Annotated in this window: 22 protein-coding genes; 9 read left to right on the forward strand and 13 right to left on the reverse strand. The window is 75.4% G+C overall.

Annotated elements, in window-relative coordinates; genetic code table 11:
• The first annotated feature begins 37 nt into the window (after positions 1-37).
• On the forward strand, positions 38-1,075 hold the full coding sequence (locus ABFY03_RS05200; protein WP_346169309.1) for an NAD-dependent epimerase/dehydratase family protein: 1,038 nt from the start codon (positions 38-40) through the stop codon (positions 1,073-1,075).
• 24 nt (positions 1,076-1,099) lie between these two features.
• Here ABFY03_RS05200 and ABFY03_RS05205 read toward each other — a convergent pair whose 3' ends face one another.
• The gene (locus tag ABFY03_RS05205; RefSeq protein WP_346169310.1) at positions 1,100-1,981 is read right to left on the reverse strand and encodes a glutathione S-transferase C-terminal domain-containing protein; all 882 of its coding nucleotides are present in this window, start codon (positions 1,979-1,981) and stop codon (positions 1,100-1,102) included.
• A gap of 619 nt (positions 1,982-2,600) precedes the next feature.
• Here ABFY03_RS05205 and ABFY03_RS05210 point away from each other — a divergent pair.
• Positions 2,601-3,056 carry an RrF2 family transcriptional regulator gene (locus ABFY03_RS05210; protein ID WP_319009306.1) on the forward strand — a complete coding sequence of 152 codons (456 nt, stop codon included), beginning with the start codon at positions 2,601-2,603 and terminating at the stop codon, positions 3,054-3,056.
• 176 nt (positions 3,057-3,232) lie between these two features.
• Positions 3,233-4,486: an acyl-CoA dehydrogenase family protein gene (locus ABFY03_RS05215; RefSeq protein WP_346169311.1), complete on the forward strand. Its 1,254-nt coding sequence runs from the start codon at positions 3,233-3,235 to the stop codon at positions 4,484-4,486.
• Between the two features lie 15 nt (positions 4,487-4,501).
• Here ABFY03_RS05215 and ABFY03_RS05220 read toward each other — a convergent pair whose 3' ends face one another.
• Positions 4,502-5,365 (reverse strand): hypothetical protein, encoded by an 864-nt coding sequence (locus tag ABFY03_RS05220; protein ID WP_346169312.1) that lies wholly within the window; start codon positions 5,363-5,365, stop codon positions 4,502-4,504.
• Between the two features lie 189 nt (positions 5,366-5,554).
• Here ABFY03_RS05220 and ABFY03_RS05225 point away from each other — a divergent pair, with 189 nt between their 5' ends.
• On the forward strand, positions 5,555-6,484 hold the full coding sequence (locus ABFY03_RS05225) for a universal stress protein (RefSeq protein WP_346169313.1): 930 nt from the start codon (positions 5,555-5,557) through the stop codon (positions 6,482-6,484).
• A 588-nt stretch (positions 6,485-7,072) separates the two neighbouring features.
• A complete protein-coding gene (locus ABFY03_RS05230; protein WP_346169314.1) occupies positions 7,073-7,477 on the forward strand; it encodes a CAP domain-containing protein in 405 nt (134 codons plus the stop codon).
• A 7-nt stretch (positions 7,478-7,484) separates the two neighbouring features.
• Here the strand turns inward: ABFY03_RS05230 and ABFY03_RS05235 are convergent, their stop codons facing one another.
• The 6 genes from ABFY03_RS05235 to ABFY03_RS05260 all read right to left on the reverse strand — a co-directional run bounded on the left by ABFY03_RS05235 (position 7,485) and on the right by ABFY03_RS05260 (position 14,433).
• Positions 7,485-9,116, reverse strand: a complete 1,632-nt coding sequence (locus ABFY03_RS05235) for a sigma-70 family RNA polymerase sigma factor (protein WP_346169315.1) — start codon at positions 9,114-9,116, stop codon at positions 7,485-7,487.
• A gap of 97 nt (positions 9,117-9,213) precedes the next feature.
• Positions 9,214-9,504 (reverse strand): hypothetical protein, encoded by a 291-nt coding sequence (locus ABFY03_RS05240; RefSeq protein ID WP_319009312.1) that lies wholly within the window; start codon positions 9,502-9,504, stop codon positions 9,214-9,216.
• A gap of 96 nt (positions 9,505-9,600) precedes the next feature.
• Positions 9,601-11,820, reverse strand: coding sequence for an NADP-dependent isocitrate dehydrogenase (locus tag ABFY03_RS05245; RefSeq protein WP_319009313.1), 2,220 nt, complete (start codon positions 11,818-11,820; stop codon positions 9,601-9,603).
• A gap of 44 nt (positions 11,821-11,864) precedes the next feature.
• Complete coding sequence (locus tag ABFY03_RS05250; protein ID WP_346169316.1) at positions 11,865-12,932, reverse strand: phosphatase PAP2 family protein; 1,068 nt, start codon at positions 12,930-12,932, stop codon at positions 11,865-11,867.
• A gap of 100 nt (positions 12,933-13,032) precedes the next feature.
• Positions 13,033-13,320, reverse strand: a complete 288-nt coding sequence (locus ABFY03_RS05255) for a hypothetical protein (protein WP_319009315.1) — start codon at positions 13,318-13,320, stop codon at positions 13,033-13,035.
• Between the two features lie 78 nt (positions 13,321-13,398).
• The gene (locus tag ABFY03_RS05260) at positions 13,399-14,433 is read right to left on the reverse strand and encodes a LacI family DNA-binding transcriptional regulator (protein WP_346169317.1); all 1,035 of its coding nucleotides are present in this window, start codon (positions 14,431-14,433) and stop codon (positions 13,399-13,401) included.
• A 267-nt stretch (positions 14,434-14,700) separates the two neighbouring features.
• On the opposite strand from ABFY03_RS05260, the gene ABFY03_RS05265 reads away from it, so the two are divergent.
• The 4 genes from ABFY03_RS05265 (at position 14,701) to ABFY03_RS05280 (ending at position 19,775) form a co-directional block, all read left to right on the forward strand.
• Entirely contained in the window at positions 14,701-16,455 is a 1,755-nt protein-coding gene (locus ABFY03_RS05265; RefSeq protein ID WP_346169318.1) for a VanW family protein, read from the forward strand.
• A 164-nt stretch (positions 16,456-16,619) separates the two neighbouring features.
• Positions 16,620-17,657, forward strand: a complete 1,038-nt coding sequence (locus ABFY03_RS05270) for a serine hydrolase domain-containing protein (protein ID WP_346169319.1) — start codon at positions 16,620-16,622, stop codon at positions 17,655-17,657.
• A gap of 40 nt (positions 17,658-17,697) precedes the next feature.
• Positions 17,698-18,240, forward strand: a complete 543-nt coding sequence (locus ABFY03_RS05275; protein WP_319009319.1) for a hypothetical protein — start codon at positions 17,698-17,700, stop codon at positions 18,238-18,240.
• Between the two features lie 89 nt (positions 18,241-18,329).
• Entirely contained in the window at positions 18,330-19,775 is a 1,446-nt protein-coding gene (locus tag ABFY03_RS05280; RefSeq protein WP_319009320.1) for a glyceraldehyde-3-phosphate dehydrogenase, read from the forward strand.
• Between the two features lie 82 nt (positions 19,776-19,857).
• Here ABFY03_RS05280 and ABFY03_RS05285 read toward each other — a convergent pair whose 3' ends face one another.
• Genes ABFY03_RS05285 through ABFY03_RS05305 form a run of 5 tightly spaced genes read right to left on the reverse strand, consistent with a single transcriptional unit; the run spans position 19,858 to position 24,526 of the window.
• On the reverse strand, positions 19,858-20,574 hold the full coding sequence (locus tag ABFY03_RS05285; RefSeq protein WP_319009321.1) for a GntR family transcriptional regulator: 717 nt from the start codon (positions 20,572-20,574) through the stop codon (positions 19,858-19,860).
• A 49-nt stretch (positions 20,575-20,623) separates the two neighbouring features.
• A complete protein-coding gene (locus ABFY03_RS05290) occupies positions 20,624-21,562 on the reverse strand; it encodes an ornithine cyclodeaminase family protein (RefSeq protein ID WP_346169320.1) in 939 nt (312 codons plus the stop codon).
• On the reverse strand, positions 21,559-22,614 hold the full coding sequence (locus tag ABFY03_RS05295; protein WP_319009345.1) for a proline racemase family protein: 1,056 nt from the start codon (positions 22,612-22,614) through the stop codon (positions 21,559-21,561). The genes ABFY03_RS05290 and ABFY03_RS05295 overlap by 4 nt, the downstream gene beginning before the upstream one ends.
• Positions 22,602-23,606: a proline racemase family protein gene (locus tag ABFY03_RS05300; RefSeq protein ID WP_346169321.1), complete on the reverse strand. Its 1,005-nt coding sequence runs from the start codon at positions 23,604-23,606 to the stop codon at positions 22,602-22,604. The genes ABFY03_RS05295 and ABFY03_RS05300 overlap by 13 nt, the downstream gene beginning before the upstream one ends.
• 20 nt (positions 23,607-23,626) lie before the next feature.
• Positions 23,627-24,526, reverse strand: coding sequence for a dihydrodipicolinate synthase family protein (locus tag ABFY03_RS05305; RefSeq protein WP_346169322.1), 900 nt, complete (start codon positions 24,524-24,526; stop codon positions 23,627-23,629).
• Positions 24,527-24,553 lie beyond the last annotated feature (27 nt).

Here is a 24,553-nt window from a genome sequence, read left to right on the forward strand (position 1 = left end):
GGTGCGGACGTCGCCCGGATGGCGGAGGGTCGAAGACATGAACGCGAGCACACGGCTGAGGGTGGTCGTCACGGGCGCCACCGGGAACGTGGGAACGAGCGTGGTGCGGGCCCTGGCGGCCGCGTCGGAGGTCGGTTCCGTCCTCGGAGTGGCCCGCCGGCTGCCGGGGCTCGATCTGCCGGGCGTCGAATGGGCCGCCGTCGACCTGTCCGAGGACGGCGACGAACCGCGGCTCGCCCAGTACGTGGCCGACGCCGACGCGGTCGTGCACCTGGCGTGGCGCTTCCAGCCGACGCACGACCCCGTGAAGACCTGGCGCACCAACGTGCTGGGCACCGTGCGGGTCTGCGACGCGGTCGCGGCGGCCCGGGTGCCCGCGCTGGTGTGCGCCTCCTCGGTGGGGGCGTACTCCCCCGGGCCCGAGAGCGGCGCGCCGGTCTCCGAGGCGTGGCCGACGCACGGCTGGCCGGGCGCCGCGTACAGCCGGGAGAAGGCGTACGTGGAGCGGGTCCTCGACACCTTCGAACGCGATCATCCGCAGACCCGGGTGGTGCGGATGCGGCCGGCGTTCCTCTTCAAGGAGGAGGCGGCGAGCGAGCAGCGCCGGATCTTCGCGGGCCGGTTCCTGCCCGGGCAGCTGGTCCGGCCCGATCTGCTGCCGGTGCTGCCGGAGCCGGCGGGCCTGCGTTTCCAGGTGCTCCACACCGACGACGCCGCCGACGCGTACGCGCGGGCGGTGCTGCGGGACGTGCGGGGCGCGTTCAACCTGGCGGCGGAGCCGGTTGTCGACGCGGCGCTGCTCGGCGAGCTGTTCAAGGCCCGGCCGGTGCGGGTCCCGGCGGGCGCGGTGCGGGGCGCGCTCGCGGCGGCCTGGCGTCTGCGGATCGCCCCCGCCTCTCCCGGCCTCTTCGACCTCCTGCGGCACATCCCGGTGATGGCGACCGACCGGGCGCGCGAGGAGCTGGACTGGCGGCCCGAGGCGACCTCGGTGGAGGCACTGGAGGCGTTCCTGCGCGGTGTGCGCTCCGGCGCGGGCGGCGACACGGCTCCCCTGGCCGGGCGTCGCGTCGCCTGAGTCCCGTCGTGCCGGGGCCCGCGGTCAGCCGCCGGTGCCGGTGCCGCCCCAGTCGACGATCCGGATCGCCGCGCCGGCCGCCTCCCGCCCCCGGCAGTGCGCGCGGTGGCGGCGCAGGACCGCGTCGACGTCGAGGTGGCGGGCGAACGCGGGGTGGGCGGCGAGCCGTTGGGCATAGGCCCAGAGCGTCCGGTGGCCGGCGACGCGGTCCAGGGCGGCGGCGTCCAGGTGCCAGCGGTGGACGGTGTCGAGCCGCAGCAGGGCGCCCCACACGTGCACGTCGGCGAGGGTCGGGTCGGAGCCGAGGAGGTACGGCCGGCCGGTGAGCCGCGCGTCGAGGGCCGCGAGCGCCTCGAAGAGCGTCCCGAGGGCCTCCTCGGCCTCCCGCCGTGCGCCCTCGTCCGGGTGGAGGCCGAGTTCGCCGGCGCGCTGCGCCGCCCGGTGGACTCCGTCCTCGCAGAGCGCGGCGAGGCCGTCGATCTCCGCGCGGTGCTCCTCCGGCAGCAGGTCGGGCCCGTCGCCCCGGAAGCGGAGGGCGAGGTCGCGCAGGATGTGGGGGACGTGGTTGCTGACGATCCGGCCGGTCCAGGCGTCGCCGAGGACGGGCGCGGTGGCGGGTCCGGTGTACAGGTGGGCGCCGGCCTCGTAGAGGGGGCGGAGGGCCGTGTACGAGCCGTCGGCGGCGTCGGGGAGTTCGGGGAGGAGGCGCAGCGGCAGGGTGGCGTCGAGGCCGAGGAGTCCGTGGGTGACGGCGAGGCTCAGACAGCCGGGGTCGGCCGGGGCGAGGTGGAGCCGGTAGCGGTGCGGCACGGCGTAGTGGCCGCTGTCGGCGGACCGGCCGATCCGGCCGCGGAAGGCGGGCGCGGCGGAGGCGGGCAGCAGCGCGGAGGGGACGACGACGGACATGGTGCTCCCAGGGTTGCTCGGTGCCGGGTCCGCGCGGGCTCCGTCGGGACGCGGCGGAACGCCCGCGCGGCGGCGGCTGAGTGACGGGAAGACGGTGACCGGGAAGGCCGCGACGGAGGCGGCGGGGCGCGGTCAGGCCGCGCTGCACACCCGCAGCAGGTCGATGTGGCGGCGCGAGGTGAGCGGCAGGGAGCGCGGCAGGGGGCGGGCCTGCCGGCCGTCGAGCCCGTCGCCGTGTCGCATGCCGTTCCCTACCTGTCCGCTCGGATTGCCTGCCCCGAGTGTCCGGCGCCCGCCGGACGCCGTCAAGGGCACGGACCGGACGTTCCCCCAGCACCGCGCCCGGGCCCGGCGACCGGCCGGCAGGACGGGTGCGGTACGCGGAAGCGTCCCGCACCCGCACCGGCGGGGCCCGGCGGGCCGGACGACCCACGGCGCCCCACCCCTGGCCCGGGACCGGCCCGGCGCGGCCGCCCCCACCCCCACCGCGCCGCGACCCCGGCCCGGCGGTCGGCCGGCTCGGCCGGGCGGTGCGCCGAAGCGCCCCGCACCCGGGCCCGGGGCGACCCGCGCGACCGGCGTCCGTCAGCCCTCGGAGCCGTACGGAATAATGCGCCGCATGCGCATTTCAGCCAGGGCCGACTACGCCGTGCGGGCCGCCCTCCAGCTCGCGGCCGCGGGCGACGCCGGGCCCTTGAAGGCCGAGGCGATCGCCGAGGGCCAGGGCATCTCGCACAAGTTCCTGGAGAGCATCCTCGGCGACATGCGCAAGGGCGGGCTGGTCGAGAGCCAGCGCGGCGGCCGGGGCGGCTACTGGCTGGCGCGGCCCGCCGAGACGATCTCGGTGGCGGACGTCATCCGCTGCGTGGACGGCCCGCTGGTGTCGGTGCGCGGGGAGCGCCCGCCGGACCTCTCGTACACGGGCCCCGCCGAGTCGCTGCTGACCCTGTGGATCGCGCTGCGGGCCGGCGTGCGCGACGTGCTGGGCGTCTCGCTCGCCGAGGTCGCCTCGGCCCGGCTGCCCGCCGAGATCGCCGCGCGCGCCGACGACCCGGAGGCGTGGACCAACCCCTGACGGGCCACCACCCGCCGCTCCCGCGGCGGCACCCCTCCCCCACCTGCGCCGACCTGACAGCGTCTCACCCGACGAAACGACCCCATCCGTATCGCGGACACCCCTTGGGGCCCGGGCCACCCCTCTGCCACTATCCCTACTGATCCAGTGGGATTACGGAGAGCGGGTGGGACGGTATGAGCGCGCAGCAGACGACGCCGAGGGACGACACGCTCTGGCGGCGGGTCGTCCGGGAAGTCGCCGACGACCTGGCCGTCGACGCGCACGCCCGCGACCGGGCCGGCCGGAGTCCGCGCGACGAGGTGGAACGGCTCCAGGAAGCCGGGCTCCCGGCCTTCCTCACGGCCGCCGACCCCCTCCTCGGCGGCGGCCACGGGGCCGACCTGCGCACCGCGTGTTCCGCCGTACGGGAGCTCTCCGCCGCCGACAGCTCGGTCGGCGAACTGCTGGCCCACCACTACGCCCTGTCCTGGACGAGCCGCTTCCTCACCGGCCCGTCGGGTCGGGGCGCCGGAACGTTCCCGCGCCTCGACGCGCGGACGGCGGCCGAGGGCTGGCTGCTCGCCGGCGCGGCCGAACCCCCGCAGGTCGGCGCGGGCCCGGGCCTCACCCTCACCCGCGCCGACCGGGGCGGCTGGCTCCTCGACGGGCGGCGCGCCTTCGACTCGGCCGTGACCGTCGCCGACCGGCTGGTGGTCACCGCCCGCCCCGCCGGCACCGCGGACCAGCTGGTCGTCCTGGTCGACCCGGCCCACCCCGGAGTGCGCGCCGAGGCGGCGGCGGACCGGGTCGGCCAGCGGCTGACCGGCGCCGGGACGGTCGTCTTCGACCACGTATCGGTGCCCCGCGCCCGGGTCCTCGGCACCCTGCCGGCCGACGAGCACGCCGTGGCGCCGTTCACCGCGCTCGCGCCGCTCGTGCTCCGGCTGCTGCTCGTGCACGTGGCGCTCGGCATCGCGGAGGGCGCGCTCGCCGAGGCCCGCGACGTGAACCGCGCGATCGCCCCGGAGCCGGGCGCGGCGCCCGCCGAGACCCTGCCGGACCAGGGGGACGACCCGTATCTGCTGCTCTCCTACGGGGAGCTGGCGACCGCCGCGCACACCGCCGCCGCCGTCGCCGAGCGGGCCACCGACGCCCTCGCCCGCGGTCTGCGCTCCGGCTGGACGCTCGGCGTCGAGGACCGCGCCGACCTCGCGGTGCTGGTGGCCGCCGCAGAGACCGTCACCGGCCGGGCGGCCGTCCAGCTGACCACCCGCATCCTGGAACTGGTCGAGGGCGCCCCGCCGGCCGGGGTCGGCGGGCCCGGCTTCGACCGCTTCTGGCGCAACGCCCGCGCGCTCACCGCCCGTACCCGCCCGTCGCACCGCCTCCGCGACATCGGCGACCACTACCTCAACGGCACCCACGCGCGGCTGGCGCGGAGCGCCTGATCCGGGGCCGCCCGGTCAGCCGGCCCGGGTCAGCGCGACCATCTCCTCACCGTCCAGGTCCCACTGACGGAGCACCACCCGGGCCTCCTCGCCGCCGATCTCCCACCGCTCGAACCGGCATTCCCGGAAGTCCGTCACGACGCTCTCGCCCCATCCCTCGGCCGCCGCGAGCGTCCACGTGCCACGCGCCGTGCAGGTCTCGACCGCCTCGCCGGGAAGCGGAGCGAAGCCCGGCGGGTCCATGAGGCCGTCGGCGGTCGCCGTGCCGTCGGCGGCCAGCTCCAGCGTGCCGCCGCGCCCGTCGGTCCAGGTGCCGACCAGCCCCTCGCGGGTGACCGCGGGCGGGCGGTACTCCTCCAGGACGCCGGTGCCGAGGGCGAGGCCGCCGAGGAGCGCCGTGCCGACGACGGCGAGCGTGCCCCAGAGCGCGATGCCGCGCAGCAGCCACCGCCGGGACGACCGGGCCACCAGCGCGGCCGGCACGATGCCGGCGGTGAGCGCCGGCCAGGCCGCGAGGGCGGCGGGCACGGACCGGAGGACGTACAGCCCCGCCATCAGGGAGCCGCCCGCCGCGATCACCACCGCGGCCGCCACCACCCACCACCACGCCTCGCTCCCGCCGGCGAACCGCCGCCCGAGGGAACCGGCCAGCACGAGCGTCGGCACCACCAGGACGAGCGCCGCCGCCCCGCCGAAGATCGCGGCGAACGGCGTCAGCAGGGGCAGGAAGGACAGCTCGAAGGCGTAGCCCCGCGATTCCCGGGTCGCCTCGAACGCCGTGAGCACCACCGCGACGAGCGTCAGCTCCAGCATGAGCATGCCCGTCGCCACCATCAGGATCCGGCCGAACGAAGGAGGACCGGTCCGCGTCGTCGTCATGACGATCACCCCCGGGAGCATCCTGCCACGCCGTCTTGAACGCGTTCAACACGGGTCCCCGGGGCGGACGGACCGGCATGTCGGGACCTCCGGCCCTCATCCGGGACGGCCGTTGGCCCCAAGCTGGGAGTGAGCAGGGATCCGGCCGTCCGGCCGGGCCCGTCAGGCCACGAGCAGGGAGGACGTCAGATGAGTCGCGAGGCCCAGCAGACCGGAGCGGACGGCGGCGAGGCCCGGGAGCCCCGCGCGGGCCGGGAGATCGTCGCCGGGGTGGACGGTTCGCCGGAGAGCCTGGCCGCCGCCGACTGGGCCGCCCGGGAGGCGGAGCACCGGGGCGTCCCGCTGCGGCTGGCGCACGCCTGGCGGTGGGAACCGCTCGACCTGCCGCTCGTCCAGGACGAGGAGACGCAGCGGCACGCCGCCGAGGAGGTGGTCCGCGCGGCCGAGACGGAGATCGCCGGCCGGCACCCGACGCTGGAGATCACCGCCGAGGTGCTCACCGACACCCCGGTCGCGGCGCTCCTCGACACGATCGGCGAGGCCGAGATGCTGGTCATCGGCTCGCGCGGACACGGCGCGGTGGCCGGATTCCTGCTCGGCTCGTACGGCCAGCAGGTGATCGCCGCCGCGACCCGCCCGGTGGTCGCGGTCCGCGCCCGCGACGACCGGGCCGCCGAACCGCCCACCGGCGAGATCCTGGTGGGCCAGCAGGGCAGCCCCGAGGACAGCGAGGCCGTGCTGCGGTTCGCCTTCGAGACGGCCGCCGCCCGCGGGGCGGCGATCCGCGCGGTGCGCGCCTGGAGCCTGCCGCCGCTCTTCGCGTACAGCCCGGCGTCGCTGCGGCTCGCGGACGACGCCGGAGGTCTGGTGCCCTTCGAGGAGAAGGCGCTCCGCGACGCGCTGGCCCCGTGGCGCGAGCGGTACCCGTACGTGCCGGTGACCGAGCACGTCGAACTCGGCAGCGCCGGGCAGGTGCTGCTCACCACCTCGGGCAACGCGCAGCTCCTGGTGGTGGGCCGGCGGGCGAGGCGCGGGGCGCTGGGGCAGCGGATCGGGTCGGTGGCGCACGCGGCGCTGCACCTGGCGCCGTGCCCGGTGGCGGTGGTCCCGCAGGGCTGAGGAGGGACGGGTCATCCCGTCAAGCCGACGCGGCGGGTTGACGCACGGAGTTGACCCGCCGGGTTGACGGGGGGTGTCGGGGCGGCGGAGCGCGGAAAGCCTTGACCCCGTCGCCCCGGCGGCCCGTCCGGGCGCCGGACCCGACGGCGGCCCAGGCGAGAGAGCGGAGCCCCATGCGGTACGACGGTCCCGGCCCCCACCACGGTCCCGACCCCTCCGACCCCGACGGACGCGCCCGCGGCCGGGACGCCGCCGCGGCCGGCCGGCACCGTCGCGGCGGCCCGGTCCGCCGCCGGCCGCTCCCCCGGCCGGGGTTCTCCGCGGCCGTCCTCGCCGCGGGCACGACGGCGGCCGCCGTGACGATCCTCCTCGGCCTGTACGCGGCCACCCCGCCCTCCGCTCCCGTCCCCCGCGCGGCCACGCCCCCGTCCCCCCACCCCCCCGACCCCCGCCCCCCGACACCCCGCCCCCACCTCGCCCCAGGCCCTCGCCGGGGCCCGGCAGACCCCGGCCGCGCCCCGGGCGGACGGCGCCGGCGGGGCGGCCGACGGACTCGCCCCGCAGACGGGGGCCGCCCTGGCCGCTCCCGTGAAGGCGCCGTCCCGGACCGACCGCTACGTCCAGGACGTCCTGGCGCTGGTCGACGCCGAACGGGACCGGGCCGGCTGCGGCCCGCTGCGCACCGAGGCCCGGCTGGCGAAGGCAGCGCAGGGGCACGCCGACGACATGGCGGCCCGCGACTACTACGCCCACGCCAGCCCCGAGGGCCGGGACGGCGGCGACCGGATCAGCGCCGCCGGCTACCACTGGTCGGCGTGGGGCGAGAACATCCACAAGGGGCCGAAGACCCCGCGGCGGGCGATGGACGACTGGATGGACAGCCCGGCCCACCGGGCGAACATCCTCAACTGCGCGTTCCGCGACATCGGGGTCGGCGTCGCCCTGACCGCGGACGGGCCGTGGTGGGTGCAGGACTTCGGCACCCGGGGGTGACGTCCGCTCAGTTCGCGGGCGCGGCCAGCTTCTGCACCCAGACCGTGCCGCCCGGGCCCGGCACCGCGGCCACTCCGGTGTCGCGGTAGGCGCAGTCGAGGAGGTTGCGCGCGTGGGCGGGGTCGTCCCGCCAGCTCGCGACCACCTCCGCCGGGTCCCGCTGCCCCTGGGCCAGGTTCTCCGCCCAGGCCGACCAGCGGTATCCGGCCTCGGTCATCCGGGTGTCCGCGAACTCGCCCTCGGGGCTGGCGTGGCCGTAGTAGCCGCGGGTCGTCATGTCACGGGCGTAGGCGCGGGCGGCGGACGTCAGCCGGGCGTCGGTGCGCAGCGGTCCGCAACCGGCCTCGGCCCGCAGCCCGTTGACCAGTGCGGTGACCCGCTCCCCCGGGTCGGCCGGGGTGGGTGCGACGGTCCGCGTCGGGGTCGGCGCGGCGGTGGTGGGGGGGCGGGTGGGCACCGGGCGGGTGGCTGCCGCGGTGACGGCGCTCGGGGTGGGCGTGGGGGTGGGGGTGGCAGTGGGTGAGGGGGCCGGCGCCGTGGTGGTGGCGGGCGGTGCGGCGGCCGGTCGGGCGGGCTCGGGGAGGGTCAGCACGAGCGCCCCGAGGACGGCGACGGCCGCGACGCCGGCGGCCCCGGCCCGGCGCCCGGGGGTCCAGTACGGGGCGGCGTGCCCGGCCACCGGCTCGCCGCCGGGTATGCCCTCCGCCGCGCCCGCGGGGTCCACCGCGCCCCCCGGTTCCACCGCGCCCGCGGGGTCCGCCGTCCCGGTCGGCTGCACGCCGGCCGACGGCTCCGCGCCGCCCGACGGATCCGCCCAGCCGACCGGTTCGGCCGCGAACGCCGGGGACGTCCCGGCGTCCAGGAGGACTCCGGCGAGGGGCGGGACGAGGCCGATGCCGACGAGCAGGCCCTCGACGGGGGCGAGTCCGCGGCGGTCGCGGCCGGCGCCGCAGGCGCGGCAGTCGCGCAGATGGCGGGCGAGCCGCTTGCGCCACAGCGGCGACGGGCGGCCGTCCCACGCGGTGAGGGCGTCGGCCAGGCCGGGGCAGCGCGGGCGGGCGTCGAGGGCGCCGACCACGGCCCGGCCGGTCTCCAGGCGTTCCTTCATCCGCTGGACGCGGACGGCGGCGTGGGCCGGGTCGAGGCCGAGGGCCTCGGCGAGTTCGGCGCGGGTGAGTTCGCCGGCGGCCTCCAGCCACCACAGCGACAGCAGTTCGCGGTCGTCCTCGTCGAGCCAGCGGGTGGCCCGGGCGACGTCCCGGCGCTGTCCGGTCAGGCCGAGGCGGAGGATCGTCAGGTCGGTGAAGTCGCCGGCCGGGTCGGCGAGGCCGACGGCCCGGTCGAGGCCGGGGACGGGTGCCTGGAGGCGTTCCCGCCAGCGGCGGCGGACGCCGTTCATGGCGATGGCGACGAGCCAGGACCGGAAGCGCGCCGGGTCCCGCAGCGCGGGCAGCCCGTCGAGGGCGCGCACCAGGGTCTCCTGGACGATGTCGTCGGTGTCGGCGTGGCCGTCGAGGGCACGGCCGACCACGTTGTGGACGAGCGGCAGGAAGGCCCGTACCAGCGCGTCCCTGGCGTGCGGGTCGCCGGCGCGCGCCGCCTCCACCAGGGCGGTGGTGCGCTGCTCGTCGCTGTGCATGAATGGTGCTCCCTTGTCCCCGGTCCTCGTCCCCGTCCTGGTGGAGAGCCGAGGGGCCGGGCAGGGATAACACTTTTCTCGCTCGACGGTCCGGCCGCTAGCCGGTCGGATGGGGCAGGCGTGGGACGGTCGCCCCGTGGCCCTCCCGGACGGCTTCCACGACGACGTCGTGGAGTTCTCGGCTCTCCTCCTCCGAGGAGCAGGGGACGGGACTGCCCGACATGGTGAACCAGTCGGATGCGCCGCTGTACTGCACGGCCACGCGTGCCTCACCGTCGGCGAAGGTCGTGTGCACGGTCAGGTCGCCCGTGACGATTCCGCCTTCGACGGTCAGCACCCCACCACGCCCGGTGTAGACACCGGCGGTCGTCCAAGATGCCCAGCTCATGCCCTCCAGGGTCACACCCGAATGGCGTATCCGCCACCGACGGGACCGCCCCGGCCGGAAGGATTCCGGCCGGGGCGGTACGCGTCGGGTGCCGGATCAGGCGAGCGACGCGACGGCCTCGTTGAACGTGGCGGACGGGCGCATGACGGCCGCGGCCTTGGCCGGGTCGGGCTGGTAGTAGCCGCCGATCTCGGCCGGGGAGCCCTGGACGGCGTTCAGCTCGTCGACGATCTTCTGCTCGTTCGCCGAGAGGGTCTCGGCGAGCGGGGCGAACGCCTTGGCGAGCTCGGCGTCGTCGGTCTGCGCGGCCAGCTCCTGGGCCCAGTACAGGGACAGGTAGAAGTGGCTGCCGCGGTTGTCGATGCCGCCGAGGCGACGGGTCGGCGACTTGTCCTCGTTGAGGAAGGTGCCGGTGGCGCGGTCCAGGGTGTCCGCGAGGATCTGGGCGCGGGCGTTGCCCGTGGTGGTGGCCAGGTGCTCGAAGGAGGCGGCCAGCGCGAAGAACTCGCCGAGGGAGTCCCAGCGGAGGTAGTTCTCCTTGACGAGCTGCTGGACGTGCTTCGGGGCGGAGCCGCCGGCGCCGGTCTCGAAGAGGCCGCCGCCCGCCATCAGCGGGACGACCGACAGCATCTTGGCGCTGGTGCCCAGCTCCAGGATCGGGAAGAGGTCGGTCAGGTAGTCGCGGAGGACGTTGCCGGTGACGGAGATGGTGTCCTCGCCGCGGCGGATGCGCTCCAGCGAGAACTTGGTGGCCTCGACGGGGGACAGGATCCGGATGTCCAGGCCCTCGGTGTCGTGCTCCGGCAGGTACTGCTCGACCTTGGCGATGAGCTGCGCGTCGTGGGCGCGGTTCTCGTCCAGCCAGAAGACGGCCGGGGCGCCGGTGGCGCGGGCGCGGGTGACGGCGAGCTTGACCCAGTCCTGGATCGGCAGGTCCTTGGTCTGGCAGGCGCGGAAGATGTCGCCCTCGGCGACCTCCTGCTCCAGGACCGTGGCGCCCGAGGCGTCGACGAGGCGGACGGTGCCGGCCGCGGCGATCTCGAAGGTCTTGTCGTGGGAGCCGTACTCCTCGGCCTTCTGCGCCATGAGGCCGACGTTCGGGACGGAGCCCATGGTCGCCGGGTCGAAGGCGCCGTGGGCGCGGCAGTCCTCGATGACGGCCTGGTAGACGCCGGAGTAGCTGTGGTCCGGGAGCACCGCGAGGGTGTCGGCCTCCTGGCCGTCCGGGCCCCACATGTGGCCGGAGGTGCGGATCATGGCCGGCATCGAGGCGTCGACGATGACGTCGGACGGCACGTGCAGGTTGGTGATGCCCTTGTCGGAGTCGACCATGGCGAGGGCCGGGCCCTCGGCGAGCTCGGCGTCGAAGGACGCCTTGATCTCGGCGCCGTTCGGGAGGGCGGACAGGCCGTTGAGGACGGTGCCGAGGCCGTCGTTGGCGGAGAGGCCGGCGGCGGCGAGGTCGGCGCCGTAAGCGGCGAAGGTCTTCGGGAAGAAGGCGCGCACGACGTGGCCGAAGATGATCGGGTCGGAGACCTTCATCATCGTGGCCTTGAGGTGCACGGAGAAGAGGACGCCCTCGGCCTTGGCGCGGGCGACCTGCTCCGAGAGGAAGGTGCGCAGGGCGGCGGCACGCATGACGGAGGCGTCGACGACCTCGCCCGCGATGACCTTGAGGGGGGCGCGCAGCTCGGTCACGGTGCCGTCGGCGGCGACGTGCTCGAAGCGGAGGGTGGTGTCCTCGGCGGCGACGTAGGACTTCTCGGTGCCGGCGAAGTCGTTCTCGCTCATGGTGGCGACGTTGGTCTTGGACTCGGAGGTCCAGGCGCCCATGCGGTGCGGGTGGTTCTTGGCGTAGTTCTTGACCGAGCCGGGGGCGCGGCGGTCGGAGTTGCCCTCGCGCAGGACCGGGTTGACGGCGGAGCCCTTGACCTTGTCGTAGCGGGCGCGGACGTCCTTGTCCTGGTCCGTCTGCGGGTCGTCCGGGTAGTCCGGGAGGGCGTAGCCCTGCGCCTGGAGCTCGGCGATCGCGGCCTTCAGCTGCGGGATCGAGGCCGAGATGTTCGGCAGCTTGATGATGTTCGCCTGGGGGGTCTTGGCCAGGTCGCCGAGCTCGGCGAGGGCGTCGCCGATGCGCTGGCCCTCCTCCAGGAACTCGGGGAAGCTCGCGATGATGCGGCCCGCGAGCGAGATGTCACGCGTCTCGACCGTGACGCCGGCCGTGGAGGCATACGCCTGGATCACGGGCAGGAACGAGTACGTCGCCAGGGCCGGCGCCTCGTCGGTGTGGGTGTAGATGATGGTCGAGTCAGTCACCAGGGTGCTCCGCTCCACGTCTGCGTATGCGAGATTGCTCGACATCAAGATATCTCGTGATCGTGGTTCTCCGTAAAGGGCCCCACGAGCTCTCCTTGATCGGGGGCGCCGGAGTCCTCGATGAGGGGTCCGCCGAGCCGGTACGAGGCGGGGCCGCCGGCCAGGTCGACGTGGCGGACCAGGACGAGCAGGGCCAGCCCGGCGGCGGCCCCGACCCCGGCGGCGAGGGCCTGGCCGCAGCGGTGGGCGAGGCGGAGCTCGTCGGGGTCGTACGGGGCGGTGGCGGGCAGTCCGAGGGTGTCGCCGAGCAGCAGGAACCCGGCCGCGAGGCCGCCGGCGGCGAGCAGGGCGAGCGGCAGGGTCACCGGGAGGCCGCGCGCGGTGGTGCCGCGCCGGGTGCCGGGGCGGACCTTGCCGCGGCGGGCGAGCAGGGCGATCAGGCCGCACTGGACGGCGAGGGCGAGCAGCGCGGCGGCGATGACGTCGCCGGGACGGTGGTCGCCGGCGGCGACGGAGTACGCACCGAGGACGACGGCCCAGAGGGTGGCGGCGCCGACGACGAGCTCGCGGGAGCGCCGGGGCACGACCAGGGCGAGGGCGAAGGCGATCCCGAAGGCGAGGGTGGCGGTGGCGCTGGGGAAGCCGCTGGGGGCGAGTGCCCCGGCGGCGTCGGGGCGGGGGCGGGGCGCGTACCGCTGGAGGAGTCCGGCGACGGCGAGGGCGACGGCGACCGCCCCGACGGCGGCGCCGGTGAGCGCGTACCGCTTGCGCAGGACGCCGAGGCCGACGAGGAGGACGCAGGCGAGGACGAGGGAGAGGGTGGCGGCCCCGGCCAGCGAGGGGTGGTCGCGGAGGAAGACGGCGATGCGGGTGTCGGCGCGGCGGCCGGTGACGGCGGCGTCGCCCCAGCGGCGGCCGGTCGCGGTGAGCACGAGACCCGCGTAGACGAGCGTGAGCAGCAGGACGGCCCCGAGGCAGGCACGCCGGGTCCGGGTGCGGACGCGGGTGCTGAAGGAGTCCGCGGCCTCGCCGGCCACGGCGGCGTACCACCAGGTGTCACCGGCCTTCGGCGGCCTCGGGGAGCCGCCTGTGCGCCTGTCGTAGGAAGCCATGACCCGATTCGAACCCACGGGCGGCCCGGCCGCCTGCTGGGCTCACCCGAACGACACGCCGGGGCTCGGATTCCCTCGCCGCGGGTCGCCGGCCGTGGGTTCACTCGCCGCGGGGTGCGAGTCGGGAGACGAGGAGGAGGACGAGGGCGGCGAGCATGGTGAGCACGGCGACCAGGCCGACGGCGGATCCCGCGGCCGGCTCGCCCGCGAGTCCGCCGGCGCTCTGGAGGGCGAAGGATCCGGCCATGACGACCTGGGCCCAGCCGTAGAGGGCGACCTTGCGGACCTTGCGGCGGAGCCAGGGCGGCACCCATCCGGTGCGGAGGGTGGCGATGCCGCCGACGGCGAGGAGGAGCGCGAACGCCCCGGGAACGACGTACCGGTCCATGAAGGGTCCCCCGGTCGCCGCCGGCCCGGTGCCGGCGGTGGCGCGATCATGCCATGGCCGGGTGACGGGCGGCCGTCGTCAGGAGGACGCGCGGACGACGAGGTCGGTGGGGAGCATCCGGCGGGGCTGGTCGTCGGGCTCGCTCGGGGCGGCGATCTCGGCCAGCAGCAGCCGGGCCATGGTGCGGCCCATCTCCTCGATGGGCTGGCGGACGCTGGTGAGCGGCGGGTCCATGAGCCGGGCGACGGCGGAGTCGTCGACGCCGACGAGGGCGACGTCCTCGGGGACCCGGCGGCCGGCCTCGCGCAGCACGGCCCGGGCGCCGGCCGCCATCACGTCGGAGGCGGCGAAGACGGCGTCCAGGTCGGGGGCGCGGTCGAGGAGTTCGCGCATGGCGCGGCGGCCGCCCTCCTCGGTGAAGTCGCCGGTGGCGACGAGGGCGTCGTCGGGGGCGAGCCCCGCCTCGGCGAGGCCCTCGCGGTAGCCGTCGAGGCGGCAGCGGGCGCCGTACATGTCGAGGGGGCCGGTGATGGTGGCGACGCGGGTGCGCCCGCGGGCGGCGAGGTGGGCGACGGCGGTGCGGCCGGCGCCGGTGTTGTCGGAGTCGACGAAGGCGACCGGCTCGTCCTCGCGGCGGCGGCCGTTGAGCACGGCGGGCAGGCCGAGGGCGCGAACCCGGTCGGGCAGCGGGTCGTCGGCGTGCACGGACACCAGCAGGACGCCGTCGACGCGCTGGGCGGCGAGGTACTGCTCGAAGCGCTGCCGCTCCTGGTCGCTGCGGATCAGGGTGAGCAGCAACTGCTTGTCGGCGGCGGCGAGTTCGCCGCTGACGCCGCGGATGATGTCGAGGAAGTACGGTTCGGCGAAGAGCCGGGCCTCGGTCTCGGGGACGACGAGGGCGACGGCGTCGGTGCGGCTGCCGGCCAGCGCGCGGGCGGCCCGGTTGGGGATGTAGCCCAGCTCGGCGACGGCCTTCTCGACGGCCGCCTTGGCCTGCTCGCTCACCTTCGGGGAGCCGTTGATGACACGGGAGACCGTGCCGCGGCCGACGCCGGCCCGGGCCGCGACCTCCTCCAGGGTGGGCCTGCCGGTCTGTCGCCCGCTCGACGCCATGTGCCGCTTCTCCCCTCGGCCCCGGGCCCGCCGCCCGCCGACCGCCCGTATGTGCGGCGAACCTATCAGGCGGGCGGCGCCGCGGCGCCGTGGTCGCGCCGCTCCGCGGGGCCCTCCCGCGCCCCGTCCCCGGCCCGGTGCGCACCCTGCGTCGCGACCCGGTTCCGTGGCGTATCGTCGCAGGTCAGACCGGCTTTATGTGCATTTGACACTCTTTCGACGTACGGTCGTGAGGATCCCCTTGTCCCCGACGCCCCGGGAGAGCGTGTGCCCCGCCCCAGGACCGACCTTGCCCCGACGCCCGCAGCCGGCGGCGGCCGCCCACGGTGGCGGACGGTCGCGATCGCCGCGGGCGTGGTGGCCGTCGCGGCGGGCGGCCTGTACGTGGCCGGTCTGGTGACCACCGGAGACGACATATCCGCCGGCACCCGGGTCGCCGGGGTGGACATAGGCGGCCTGAGCAAGGCCGAGGCCGCCGAGCGGCTGCGGGCGCAGGCGCCGGCCGCGTGGACCGCGCCGATACCGGTGACGGTCGGCGAGCGGACCGAGAGCGTGAGCCCGGCCGCCGCCGGGCTGACCGTCGACGCGGAGGCGACGGCCGAGCGGGCCGCCGACCCGTCCAGGGACCCGTTCACCGTCATCGGCCGCCTCTTCTCCTCCGGCGACCGCGAGATCGATCCGGTTCTCGCCCATGACGCGGCGAAGACCGACGCGGCCGTCGCCGCGCTGGCCGAGGAGAACGACCGGGCCGTCAAGGAGGGCTCGGTCTCCTTCCGGGACGGCGAGGCCGTCGCCACCCGCTCCGTCGCCGGACAGAAGCTCGACACCGCGAAGGCCGCCGAGGCCCTGCGGGCCGCCTACCCGGCCGCCCCCGGCGCCGCCGCCGTGAGCCTGCCGGTGTCGGTGACCCAGCCGAAGCTGCCCGCCGCCGAGGTCACCCGCTTCCTCGACGCGTACGCGAAGCCGGCCGTCTCCGGCCCGGTCACGCTGACCGTGGGGGACCAGAAGCTGCGGATCTCCCCGGAGACCCTGGGCGACCACCTGACCGTGAAGAACGAGAACGGCCGGCTCACCGGCTCCCTCGACCCCGCCGCCCTGCTGCGCGACCCGGACGTCGCCCGGCCGCTCGCCGCCATGACGGGCGCACCGGTGGAGGGCACCCTCGGGGTGCGGGACGGCAAGGTCGTCGTCGTGAAGGAGGGCAGGCCGGGCCGCGAGGTGACCGAGAGGTCGCTCGGCGCCGCCGTGGACCCGCTGCTCACCCGCACCGGGGAGGCGGCCCGTACCGCCACGGTGGCCACCAAGGTCACCCAGCCGCAGGTGAGCACCGCCACCCTCGGCTCGCTGGGCATCAAGGAGCAGATGTCCACCTTCACCGTGAACTTCCCCACGGCGCCGTACCGGACGGTGAACATCGGCCGGGCCGCGGAGCTGATCAACGGCTCGCTGGTGCAGCCGGGCGAGGTGTGGAGCTTCAACGAGACGGTGGGCGAGCGCACCGAGGAGAACGGTTTCGTCGACGGCACGATGATCCTCGACGGCCGGTACCAGGAGGCGCCCGGCGGCGGGGTGTCGGCCGTCGCGACCACCGTCTTCAACGCGGTCTTCTTCGCGGGCGTGCAGCCGGTCGAGTACGGCGCGCACTCCTTCTACATCGAGCGCTACCCGGCGGGCCGGGAGGCCACCGTCGCCTGGGGCAGCCTGGACCAGAAGTTCCGCAACGACTCGGGCAAGCCGATCTACATCGCGGCGAGCGCCACGGACTCCTCGGTGACCATCACCTTCTACGGCACCAGGAAGTACGACTCCGTGGAGGCGGTGGCCGGGCCGCGGACGAACATCACGAAGCCGGAGAAGCGCGAGGCCACCGGCGAGAAGTGCGTGCCGCAGGAGCCGCTGGAGGGCTTCGACATCGCCGTCGACCGGGTCTTCAAGAACGGCGGCGAGGAGGTCAAGCGGCAGACCTTCAAGACCCACTACACGCCGCGCGACGAGGTCGTCTGCACCGACGGCACCAACTGACGCCGTCAACTGACGCGGTCGACCGACGCGGTCGACCGACTCCGCCAACCGACTCCGCCGGCCGACGGCGTCCGGGGCGGAACGGTGTCCTCCCCGCCGCCCGCGGGCATGCATGCCTGGGTGCGGCCGGTCCGGGCCGCACCGGCCCCCGTGGGAGGTGTGCCGTGGCGGAGCGCGCCGAGGTTCCCCCGTACGCCCGGCTGCTCGCCGGCGCGGTCCGGGACGGGGTGTGCCCGGGCGCCGTGTGGGCGGTCGGCGACGCCTCGGGCACCTGGTCGGCCGGCGCGGTCGGCGTCCTCGACCCGGCCCGGCCGGAGGAGCCGGTCCGCCCGGACACCCTGTTCGACGTGGCCAGCCTCACCAAGATCCTCTCGGTGTGGGCGGTGACCGGCACCCTGGTGGACGCCGGGAAGCTGGACCTGTCCGCGCCGCTCGGCACCTTCTGGGCGGCCGCCGCCGGGCGCCCGGTCGGCGCCGTCACCCCGCACCACCTCCTCACCCACACCGCCGGCATGCCGCTCCGGGCCAATCTGCGCTTCCTGTACGGCTCCGACCCGCAGGACGTGCGGGACGGGGTGCTCGCCGAGCCGCTGCGGCACCCGCCGGGCGCGGCCGTCGCGTACACCGACCGGGCGGCGCTCGTCCTCGGCTGGCTGGCCGAGCACCTGACGGGCCGGCCGCTCGCCCGCCTCGCCGAGGAGCGCGTGTGGGCGCCGCTCGCCATGCGCGACACCCACTGGGGCCCGCTGCCGCCCGAGGCGGCGGTCCGCTGCGCGCCCACCGAGTACGACGAGGAGACCGGGCGTCATCTGAAGGGCACGGTCCACGACTTCTCGGCCCGGCTGCTCGGCGGGGCGTGCGGGATCGCCGGCGTCTTCACCACGGCCGGCGACACGGGCCGCTTCCTGCGCGGGGTCCTCGACCCGCCGCCCGGGACCTTCTCCGCCGCCTGGGCGGCGGCCTCGCTGCGGGTCGGCACCGGGAACCTCGGCCCGGCGCGCGGCCTGCTCTGGCACCCGGCGCCCGGCACCGCGCCCGCCGACGACGTGTGGGCGCACTTCGGCTTCACGGGGACGGCGATGTGGGTCTCCCCCGCCCGCGCCCGGTGGGCGGTCCTGCTGACGAACCGGCTGTACGTGACCCGGGACCCGGCCCCGCTGGCCCGGGTCCGCGAGGCGTTCCGGGCACACGCCTTCGCGTGAGCCGACGGGCGCTGTCGGTGCCGGCCCCTACGGTGCCGCCATGGCCGACTCCTATACGACGCTGTGGACCGACGCCCTCTGCCGGGAGCTGAAGCGCTCCGGTCACGAGGGCGTGCGGCTGACGATGCTCTTCGGCGGGCCGTTCGGCTCGCTGCCCAGCTTCCGGCGGGCCGGACTGCGCCCGGGCGACACGGTCTTCCCGGTGCGGGCCCACCGCACCCGGCTCCATGTGCTGGGGGCGATGGAGGTGTCCCGCGTCCTGCCGTACGAGGAGGCGGGGACCGAGCTGCACGACGACGACTACGCCAAGCTCCTGTACTGGCGGGTGCTGAAGACCGGCGCCGTCACCGAGGTGCTGCTCGGCCCGCCGGGCTCGCCGCTCTCCTTCGACACGGTGGTCCCCGGCGACGTCCTGGAGCGGCTGACCTTCACCTCCCGCCGGGGCGAGCGGCGGCTGTCGCACGTGGAGGACGGGCGGCTGCTGCGCTCGGCCGGACTCCAGGGCGTCTACCGGCTGGCGCCCGGCTCGGCGGCGGAGCTGCGACGGCTGGTCGGGGAGCGGTTCGCCCCACCGCGGGTGTGAGGTGGAGGACATGCGTTCGGGCCCCCTTGTGGGGGCGAAGGACCCCCGGGTTACCATATGAGCGCCGTCTAGCTCGAAAGATAAATCTTGTGACTGTCAATGATGACTCGTTCACCAGCTGGAAGAACCGTGAGGAGATCGCGGAGTCGATGATCCCGATCATCGGGAAGCTGCACCGTGAGCAGGACGTCACCGTCCTCGTTCACAGCCGCTCCCTGGTGAACAAGTCGGTCGTCAGCATCCTCAAGACGCACCGCTTCGCCCGCCAGATCGCCGGCGAGGAGCTCTCGGTCACCGAGACGCTGCCTTTCCTGCAGACGCTCACCACGCTCGACCTCGGCCCCTCGCAGATCGACATCGGCATGCTCGCCGCCGAGTACAAGGCCGACTCGCGCGGCCTGACGGTCGAGGAGTTCACCGCGGAGGCCGTCGCCGGCGCCACGGGTGCGAACAAGATCGAGCGCCGTGACGGCCGGGACGTCGTCCTCTACGGCTTCGGCCGCATCGGCCGCCTCGTCGCCCGCCTCCTCATCGAGAAGGCCGGCTCGGGCAACGGGCTGCGGCTGCGCGCCATCGTCGTGCGCGGCGGCGGCGAGGCCGACCTCGTCAAGCGCGCCTCCTTGCTGCGCCGGGACTCGATCCACGGCCAGTTCCAGGGCACGATCACCGTCGACGAGGCGAACAGCTCCATCGTCGCCAACGGCAACACGATCAAGGTCATCTACGCCAACGACCCCTCCGAGGTCGACTACACGGCGTACGGCATCGAGAACGCCATCCTGATCGACAACACCGGCAAGTGGCGCGACCGCGAGGGTCTGTCGAAGCACCTGCGTCCGGGCATCGACAAGGTCGTCCTGACCGCGCCCGGCAAGGGCGACGTCCCGAACATCGTGCACGGTGTCAACCACGACACGATCAAGCCGGACGAGCAGATCCTCTCCTGCGCCTCCTGCACCACCAACGCCATCGTCCCGCCGCTCAAGGCGATGGACGACGAGTACGGCGTGCTGCGCGGTCACGTGGAGACCGTCCACTCGTTCACGAACGACCAGAACCTGCTGGACAACTACCACAAGGCCGACCGCCGCGGCCGTTCCGCGCCGCTCAACATGGTGATCACCGAGACCGGTGCCGCCTCGGCCGTCGCGAAGGCGCTGCCGGAGCTGAAGGCCCCGATCACGGGCAGCTCGATCCGCGTCCCCGTCCCGGACGTCTCGATCGCCATCCTCAGCCTGCGCCTGGGCCGCGAGACCACCCGCGACGAGGTCCTGGAGTACCTGCGGGACGTCTCGCTGCACTCGCCGCTGAAGCGTCAGATCGACTTCACCACGGCCCCCGACGCCGTCTCGATGGACTTCGTCGGCTCGCGCCACGCGTCCATCGTCGACGCCGGCGCGACCAAGGTCGACGGCGACAACGCGATCCTGTACCTGTGGTACGACAACGAGTTCGGCTACTCCTGCCAGGTGATCCGGGTCGTCCAGCACGTCTCGGGCGTCGAGTACCCGACCTTCCCGGCCACGGCGGTCTGATCCCCGCCCGCGCCCACGCGAACGGCGCGCCGCACTCCCCCGTGGAGTGCGGCGCGCCGTTCGTCGTCCGGGCGGGCCGGGGTCAGCGCTTGCGGACCGAGCGCAGGGCGCCGGCCGCCGGCTCGACCGGCTCGTCCCGGGCCTCGGCCCAGAGCGAGCGGACGTGGCCGAGGTGGCGCATCATGCACGCCTCGGCGCCGGCCCGGTCGCGGGCGATCATCAGGTCGAGCAGTTCGACGTGCTCCTCGGCGGAGGAGACCAGCTTGCCGGCCTCGTCCAGGCCGGTCAGCCCGTAGAGCCGGGACCGCTTGCGCAGGTCGCCCACGGTCTCCACCAGCCGGTCGTTGCCGGACAGGCCGAGGAGGGTCAGGTGGAACTGCCGGTCCGCCTCCAGATAGCCGATGAGGTTGTGCTCGCGGGCGTTGGCGACGATCTCCTCCGCCAGCGGGCGCAGCGCCTCCAGCTGCTCGGCCGTCGCGGTCTCGGTGACCCGGCCGACGGTCGGCACCTCGATGAGCATGCGCAGCTCGGTGCACTGGTCGAGCTCGCGCTCGCTGACCTCGGTGATCCGGAAGCCCTTGTTGCGGACCGGCTCGACGAGGCCCTCGCGGGCCAGGTCGAGCATGGCCTCGCGCACCGGGGTGGCCGACACGCCGAGCTCGGCCGCGAGGCCCGGGGCCGAGTAGACGGTCCCGGGCTTCAGCTCACCGGCCGTGAGGGCCGCGCGCAGCGCGTGGCCCACCTGGTCGCGAAGCCGCTCCTGGGCCTTGATGAGACTGTGCTGCTTCAGGTCACCCACGCCGTTCCTCCGAGAATCCGCAGGCGCCCAGCGTACAATGTCACGTTGCTCAGCCGGTGGCCGCCCGGTGGACCGCGACGGCCACGGCGAGATCCTGCCAGGCCATGCCCACGCTCTTGAAGAGCCGGGGGGCCGGCCCGGGGGCGGGCAGCCCCGGGCCCCGGACGAGGTCGGCGAGCGTGCCGGTGATGTGGCCGGGGCCGATCGCCCCCTCCGCCTCGGGGATCAGCAGGTCACCCGCCTCCCGCAGGGCCGCCGACCGCGCCTCGACCCAGACCTCGGCGCGGCGGACCAGGGCGGTGTCGGTCTCACGGGCGTCCGGCTCGTGCGAGCCGACGGCGACGACCACCGCCCCGGGCGCCACCCGCCGCCCGTCGAAGAGGGGCGTCCGTGCCGTGGTGCAGCAGACCACCAGGTCCGCCTCCGCCACCTCGGCGGCGGTGCCGGGGCCCGCCACGGGGACTCCGATCCCCCGCGCGTACGCGGCGAGCCCCTCGGCCCGCCCCGGGTCGCGGGCCACGACGGTGACGGAGGCGAGCTTCCGCACCGCGAGGAGCGCGTCCACGTGCCCGTACGCCTGCGGTCCCGAGCCGAACATCACCACCCGCAACGGCCTTTCTCCCGGGGTGAGGTGACGGACCGCCAGGGCGGAGACGGCCGGCGTGCGCAGGGCGGTGAGAGCGGCGCCGTCGAGCAGCGCGCGGGGGCGGAGGGTGGTCCCGTCGAGGAGGATGTAGCTCCCGGTGATCCGGGGCAGCCCGAGGGCGGCGTTGCCGGGCGCCACCCCGGCGATCTTCACTCCGGCCCAGTCGCCGGCCGCGGCCGGCATGAGCAGCAGTTCGCCGGCCGGGACGGGGACGGCGGAGCGGGGCGGGCAGGTCTCGGGGTCGAGCCCGTCCCGCAGGACCGCGGCCAGGGCCTCGACGGCGGCGGCCGGGGCGAGCGCCCGGGTGACGGCGCCGCCGTCGAGGTACGGGAGCGCGGTCACAGGAGGAACCCCGCGCCGAGGGTGTCGTCCGGGTCGAGCGTGAAGTGCGCCTCGCCGGTGCGGTGGGCGGTGCCGGTGACCTCGGTGACGAGTCCGCGGCCGGGATCGCCGCCGGGGACGGCGCGGCCGGTGAAGACCGTGCCGGCGACGGACTCGTGGGTGAGCACCTGCCCCTCCTTCAGGCGGCCCTCGTCGGCGAGGAGGGCGAGCCGGGCGGAGGTGCCGGAGCCGCACGGGGAGCGGTCGATCTGGCCGTCGGCGAAGACGGTGACGTTCCGCTGGCGCGGCCCTTCCGGGGTCTCGGGCAGGTCCTCGTACAGGATGACGCCGTAGACGCCGGAGAGCAGCGGCCCGTCGGGGTGCCAGGTCGCGGGGTGGCCGGCGAGCGCGGTGCGGATCTCCCGTCCCACCCGGGTGAGTTCGGGCAGCGACGCCCGGTCCACGGTGAGGCCGAGCTCGCGGGCGGAGACGGAGGCGTAGCAGGCGCCGGCGTGGGCGAGGTCGGCCTCGACGATGCCGAGGCCGGTGGCGACGGGCACCTTGCGGGCGGTGACCCGGGCGGGCACGTTGCGGAAGGTGACGCCGGTGGTGCGGCCGCCGGACCGGTGGACGGTGGCGGTGACGCGGCCGGACGGCACGTCGATGCGGACCGGCACGTCCCGGTCGCCGGGGCCGGCCGGGACGCGGCCGGTGTCGACGGCCCAGGCGGCGAGGGCGATGGTGCCGTGGCCGCAGGCGGTGGAGAAGCCGTCCTTGTGCCAGAAGAGGACGCCCAGGTGGGCGCCGTCGTCGTCGGGCGGGACGACGAACCCGCCGTACATGCCGGCGTGGCCGCGCGGTTCCTGGACGAGGAGCCGGCGCAGCGCGTCCAGGGGGCCGGGGCGGGGGGCGGTGCCGGAGCCGCCGGGGCCGATGGCGGTGGCGCACCGCTCGGCGACGGTGTCGCCGGGGGCGGGCGGCACGCCGTCGGCGACGATCCGGAAGGGCTCGCCGGCGGTGTGGTAGTCGGTGACGCGGACGCCGTCCGCGGGGAGGGCGGTCACAGCAGGAATCCGGCGGGGAACGGGTCGGTGGGGTCGAGGAAGTACTGGGCGGTGCCGGTGATCCAGGCCCGTCCGGTGACGGTGGGGACGACGGCGGGGCGGCCGCCGACGGTGGTCTCGGCGACGAGCCGGCCGGTGAACTCGGTGCCGATGAAGGACTCGTTGACGAAGTCGGTGTCCAGGGCGAGCTGTCCGCGGGCGTGCAGCTGGGCCATCCGGGCGCTGGTGCCGGTGCCGCACGGGGAGCGGTCGAACCAGCCGGGGTGGATGGCCATGGCGTGCCGGGAGCGGCGGGCGTCGGAGCCGGGGGCGGCGAGGTAGACGTGCTTGACGCCGGCGACGGCCGGGTCTTCGGGGTGGACGGGCCGGTCCTCGCCCGCGTTGATCGCGTCCATGATCGCCAGTCCCGCGGTGATCAGTTCCTGCTTGTGGGCGCGGTCGAAGGGCAGGCCGAGGGCGTCGAGTTCGACGAAGGCGTAGAAGTTGCCGCCGTAGGCGAGGTCGTAGGTGACGGTGCCGTAGCCGGGGACCTCGGTCTTGAGGTCGAGGCCGACGCTGAAGGCGGGGACGTTGGTGAGGGTGACGGAACGGGCGGCGCCGTCCTCGACGCGGACGTCGGCGGAGACGAGCCCGGCCGGGGTGTCGAGACGGACGGTGGTGACCGGTTCGGTGACCGGGACCATGCCGGTCTCGACGAGGACGGTGGCGACGCCGATGGTGCCGTGGCCGCACATCGGGAGCAGGCCGGAGACCTCGACGAAGAGGACTCCGTAGTCGGCGTCGGGGCGGGTCGCGGGCTGGAGGACGGCGCCGCTCATGGCGGCGTGGCCGCGCGGCTCGTACATGAGCAGGGTGCGCAGGTCGTCGCGGTGCTCCATGAAGTGGAGGCGCTTCTCGGCCATGGTGGCGCCGGGGATCACCCCCACTCCGCCGGTGATCACCCGGGTGGGCATGCCCTCGGTGTGGGAGTCCACCGCGTGGTAGACGTGTCGGGTGCGCATGGGCTGTCTTCCCCCCTGGGTCAGCGGAGTCCTTCGGCGAGGACCTTCTCGGTGGCGGCGCGGACGGCGGTCTCGGCGGTGCCGGTGAGCGGCAGGCGCGGCGGGCGGGTGGGGCCGCCGGGGCGCCCGGCGAGGTCCATGGAGAGCTTGATGGCCTGGACGAACTCGGTCTTGGAGTCCCAGCGGTAGAGGGAGTGCAGGGCCTTGTAGAGCGGCAGCGCGGTGGCGAGGTCGCCGGCGACGGCGGCCCGGTAGAGGGTGGCGGCGGACTCGGGCAGGGCGTTGGGGTAGCCGGCGATCCAGCCGACGGCGCCCGCGACGGCCAGCTCCAGGAGGACGTCGTCGGCGCCGATGAGGAGGTCGAGTCCGGGGGCGAGTTCGGCGATCTCGTAGGCGCGGCGGACGTCGCCGCTGAACTCCTTGACGGCGACGATGTTCCCGTCGGCGTGGAGGCGGGCGAGGAGGGCCGGGGTGAGGTCGACCTTGGTGTCGATGGGGTTGTTGTAGGCGACGATCGGCAGCCCGGCGCGGGCGACCTCGGCGTAGTGGACGCGGACGGCCTCCTCGTCGGCGCGGTAGGCGTTGGGCGGCAGGAGGAGGACGGAGCCGGCGCCGGCCTCGGCGGCCTGCTCGGCCCAGCGGCGGGATTCGGCGGAGCCGTAGGCGGCGACGCCGGGCATGACGCGGGAGCCGTCGCCGGCGGCCTCGACGGCGGTGCGGACGACCGCGGCGCGCTCGGCGTCGGTGAGGGTCTGGTACTCGCCCAGGGAGCCGTTGGGGACGACGCCGTCGCAGCCGTTGTCGAGGAGCCAGCGGACGTGGGCGGCGTAGGCGTCGAGGTCGACGGAGAGGTCCTCGCGCAGCGGCAGGGTGGTGGCGACCATGATGCCGTGCCAGGGGCGGGTGCGGGTGTCGGTCATCGTGACGTACTCCTTTGTAGTGTGTGA

This window comes from Streptomyces roseofulvus (genome assembly GCF_039534915.1).
Lineage (GTDB): Bacteria > Actinomycetota > Actinomycetes > Streptomycetales > Streptomycetaceae > Streptomyces > Streptomyces roseofulvus.

What these genes read in the sequence shown, in the direction of transcription:
- ABFY03_RS05205 (WP_346169310.1), bottom strand. Translation starts at nt 1,981, where the DNA reads ATGTCCGTCGTCGTCCCCTCCGCGCTGCTGCCCGCCTCCGCCGCGCCC.
- ABFY03_RS05300 (WP_346169321.1), bottom strand. Translation starts at nt 23,606, where the DNA reads ATGCGCACCCGACACGTCTACCACGCGGTGGACTCCCACACCGAGGGC.
- ABFY03_RS05240 (WP_319009312.1), bottom strand. Translation starts at nt 9,504, where the DNA reads ATGAGCTGGGCATCTTGGACGACCGCCGGTGTCTACACCGGGCGTGGT.
- ABFY03_RS05225 (WP_346169313.1), top strand. Translation starts at nt 5,555, where the DNA reads ATGAGTCGCGAGGCCCAGCAGACCGGAGCGGACGGCGGCGAGGCCCGG.
- ABFY03_RS05235 (WP_346169315.1), bottom strand. Translation starts at nt 9,116, where the DNA reads ATGCACAGCGACGAGCAGCGCACCACCGCCCTGGTGGAGGCGGCGCGC.
- ABFY03_RS05215 (WP_346169311.1), top strand. Translation starts at nt 3,233, where the DNA reads ATGAGCGCGCAGCAGACGACGCCGAGGGACGACACGCTCTGGCGGCGG.
- ABFY03_RS05250 (WP_346169316.1), bottom strand. Translation starts at nt 12,932, where the DNA reads ATGGCTTCCTACGACAGGCGCACAGGCGGCTCCCCGAGGCCGCCGAAG.
- ABFY03_RS05275 (WP_319009319.1), top strand. Translation starts at nt 17,698, where the DNA reads ATGGCCGACTCCTATACGACGCTGTGGACCGACGCCCTCTGCCGGGAG.
- ABFY03_RS05200 (WP_346169309.1), top strand. Translation starts at nt 38, where the DNA reads ATGAACGCGAGCACACGGCTGAGGGTGGTCGTCACGGGCGCCACCGGG.
- ABFY03_RS05255 (WP_319009315.1), bottom strand. Translation starts at nt 13,320, where the DNA reads ATGGACCGGTACGTCGTTCCCGGGGCGTTCGCGCTCCTCCTCGCCGTC.
- ABFY03_RS05305 (WP_346169322.1), bottom strand. Translation starts at nt 24,526, where the DNA reads ATGACCGACACCCGCACCCGCCCCTGGCACGGCATCATGGTCGCCACC.
- ABFY03_RS05210 (WP_319009306.1), top strand. Translation starts at nt 2,601, where the DNA reads ATGCGCATTTCAGCCAGGGCCGACTACGCCGTGCGGGCCGCCCTCCAG.
- ABFY03_RS05260 (WP_346169317.1), bottom strand. Translation starts at nt 14,433, where the DNA reads ATGGCGTCGAGCGGGCGACAGACCGGCAGGCCCACCCTGGAGGAGGTC.
- ABFY03_RS05220 (WP_346169312.1), bottom strand. Translation starts at nt 5,365, where the DNA reads ATGACGACGACGCGGACCGGTCCTCCTTCGTTCGGCCGGATCCTGATG.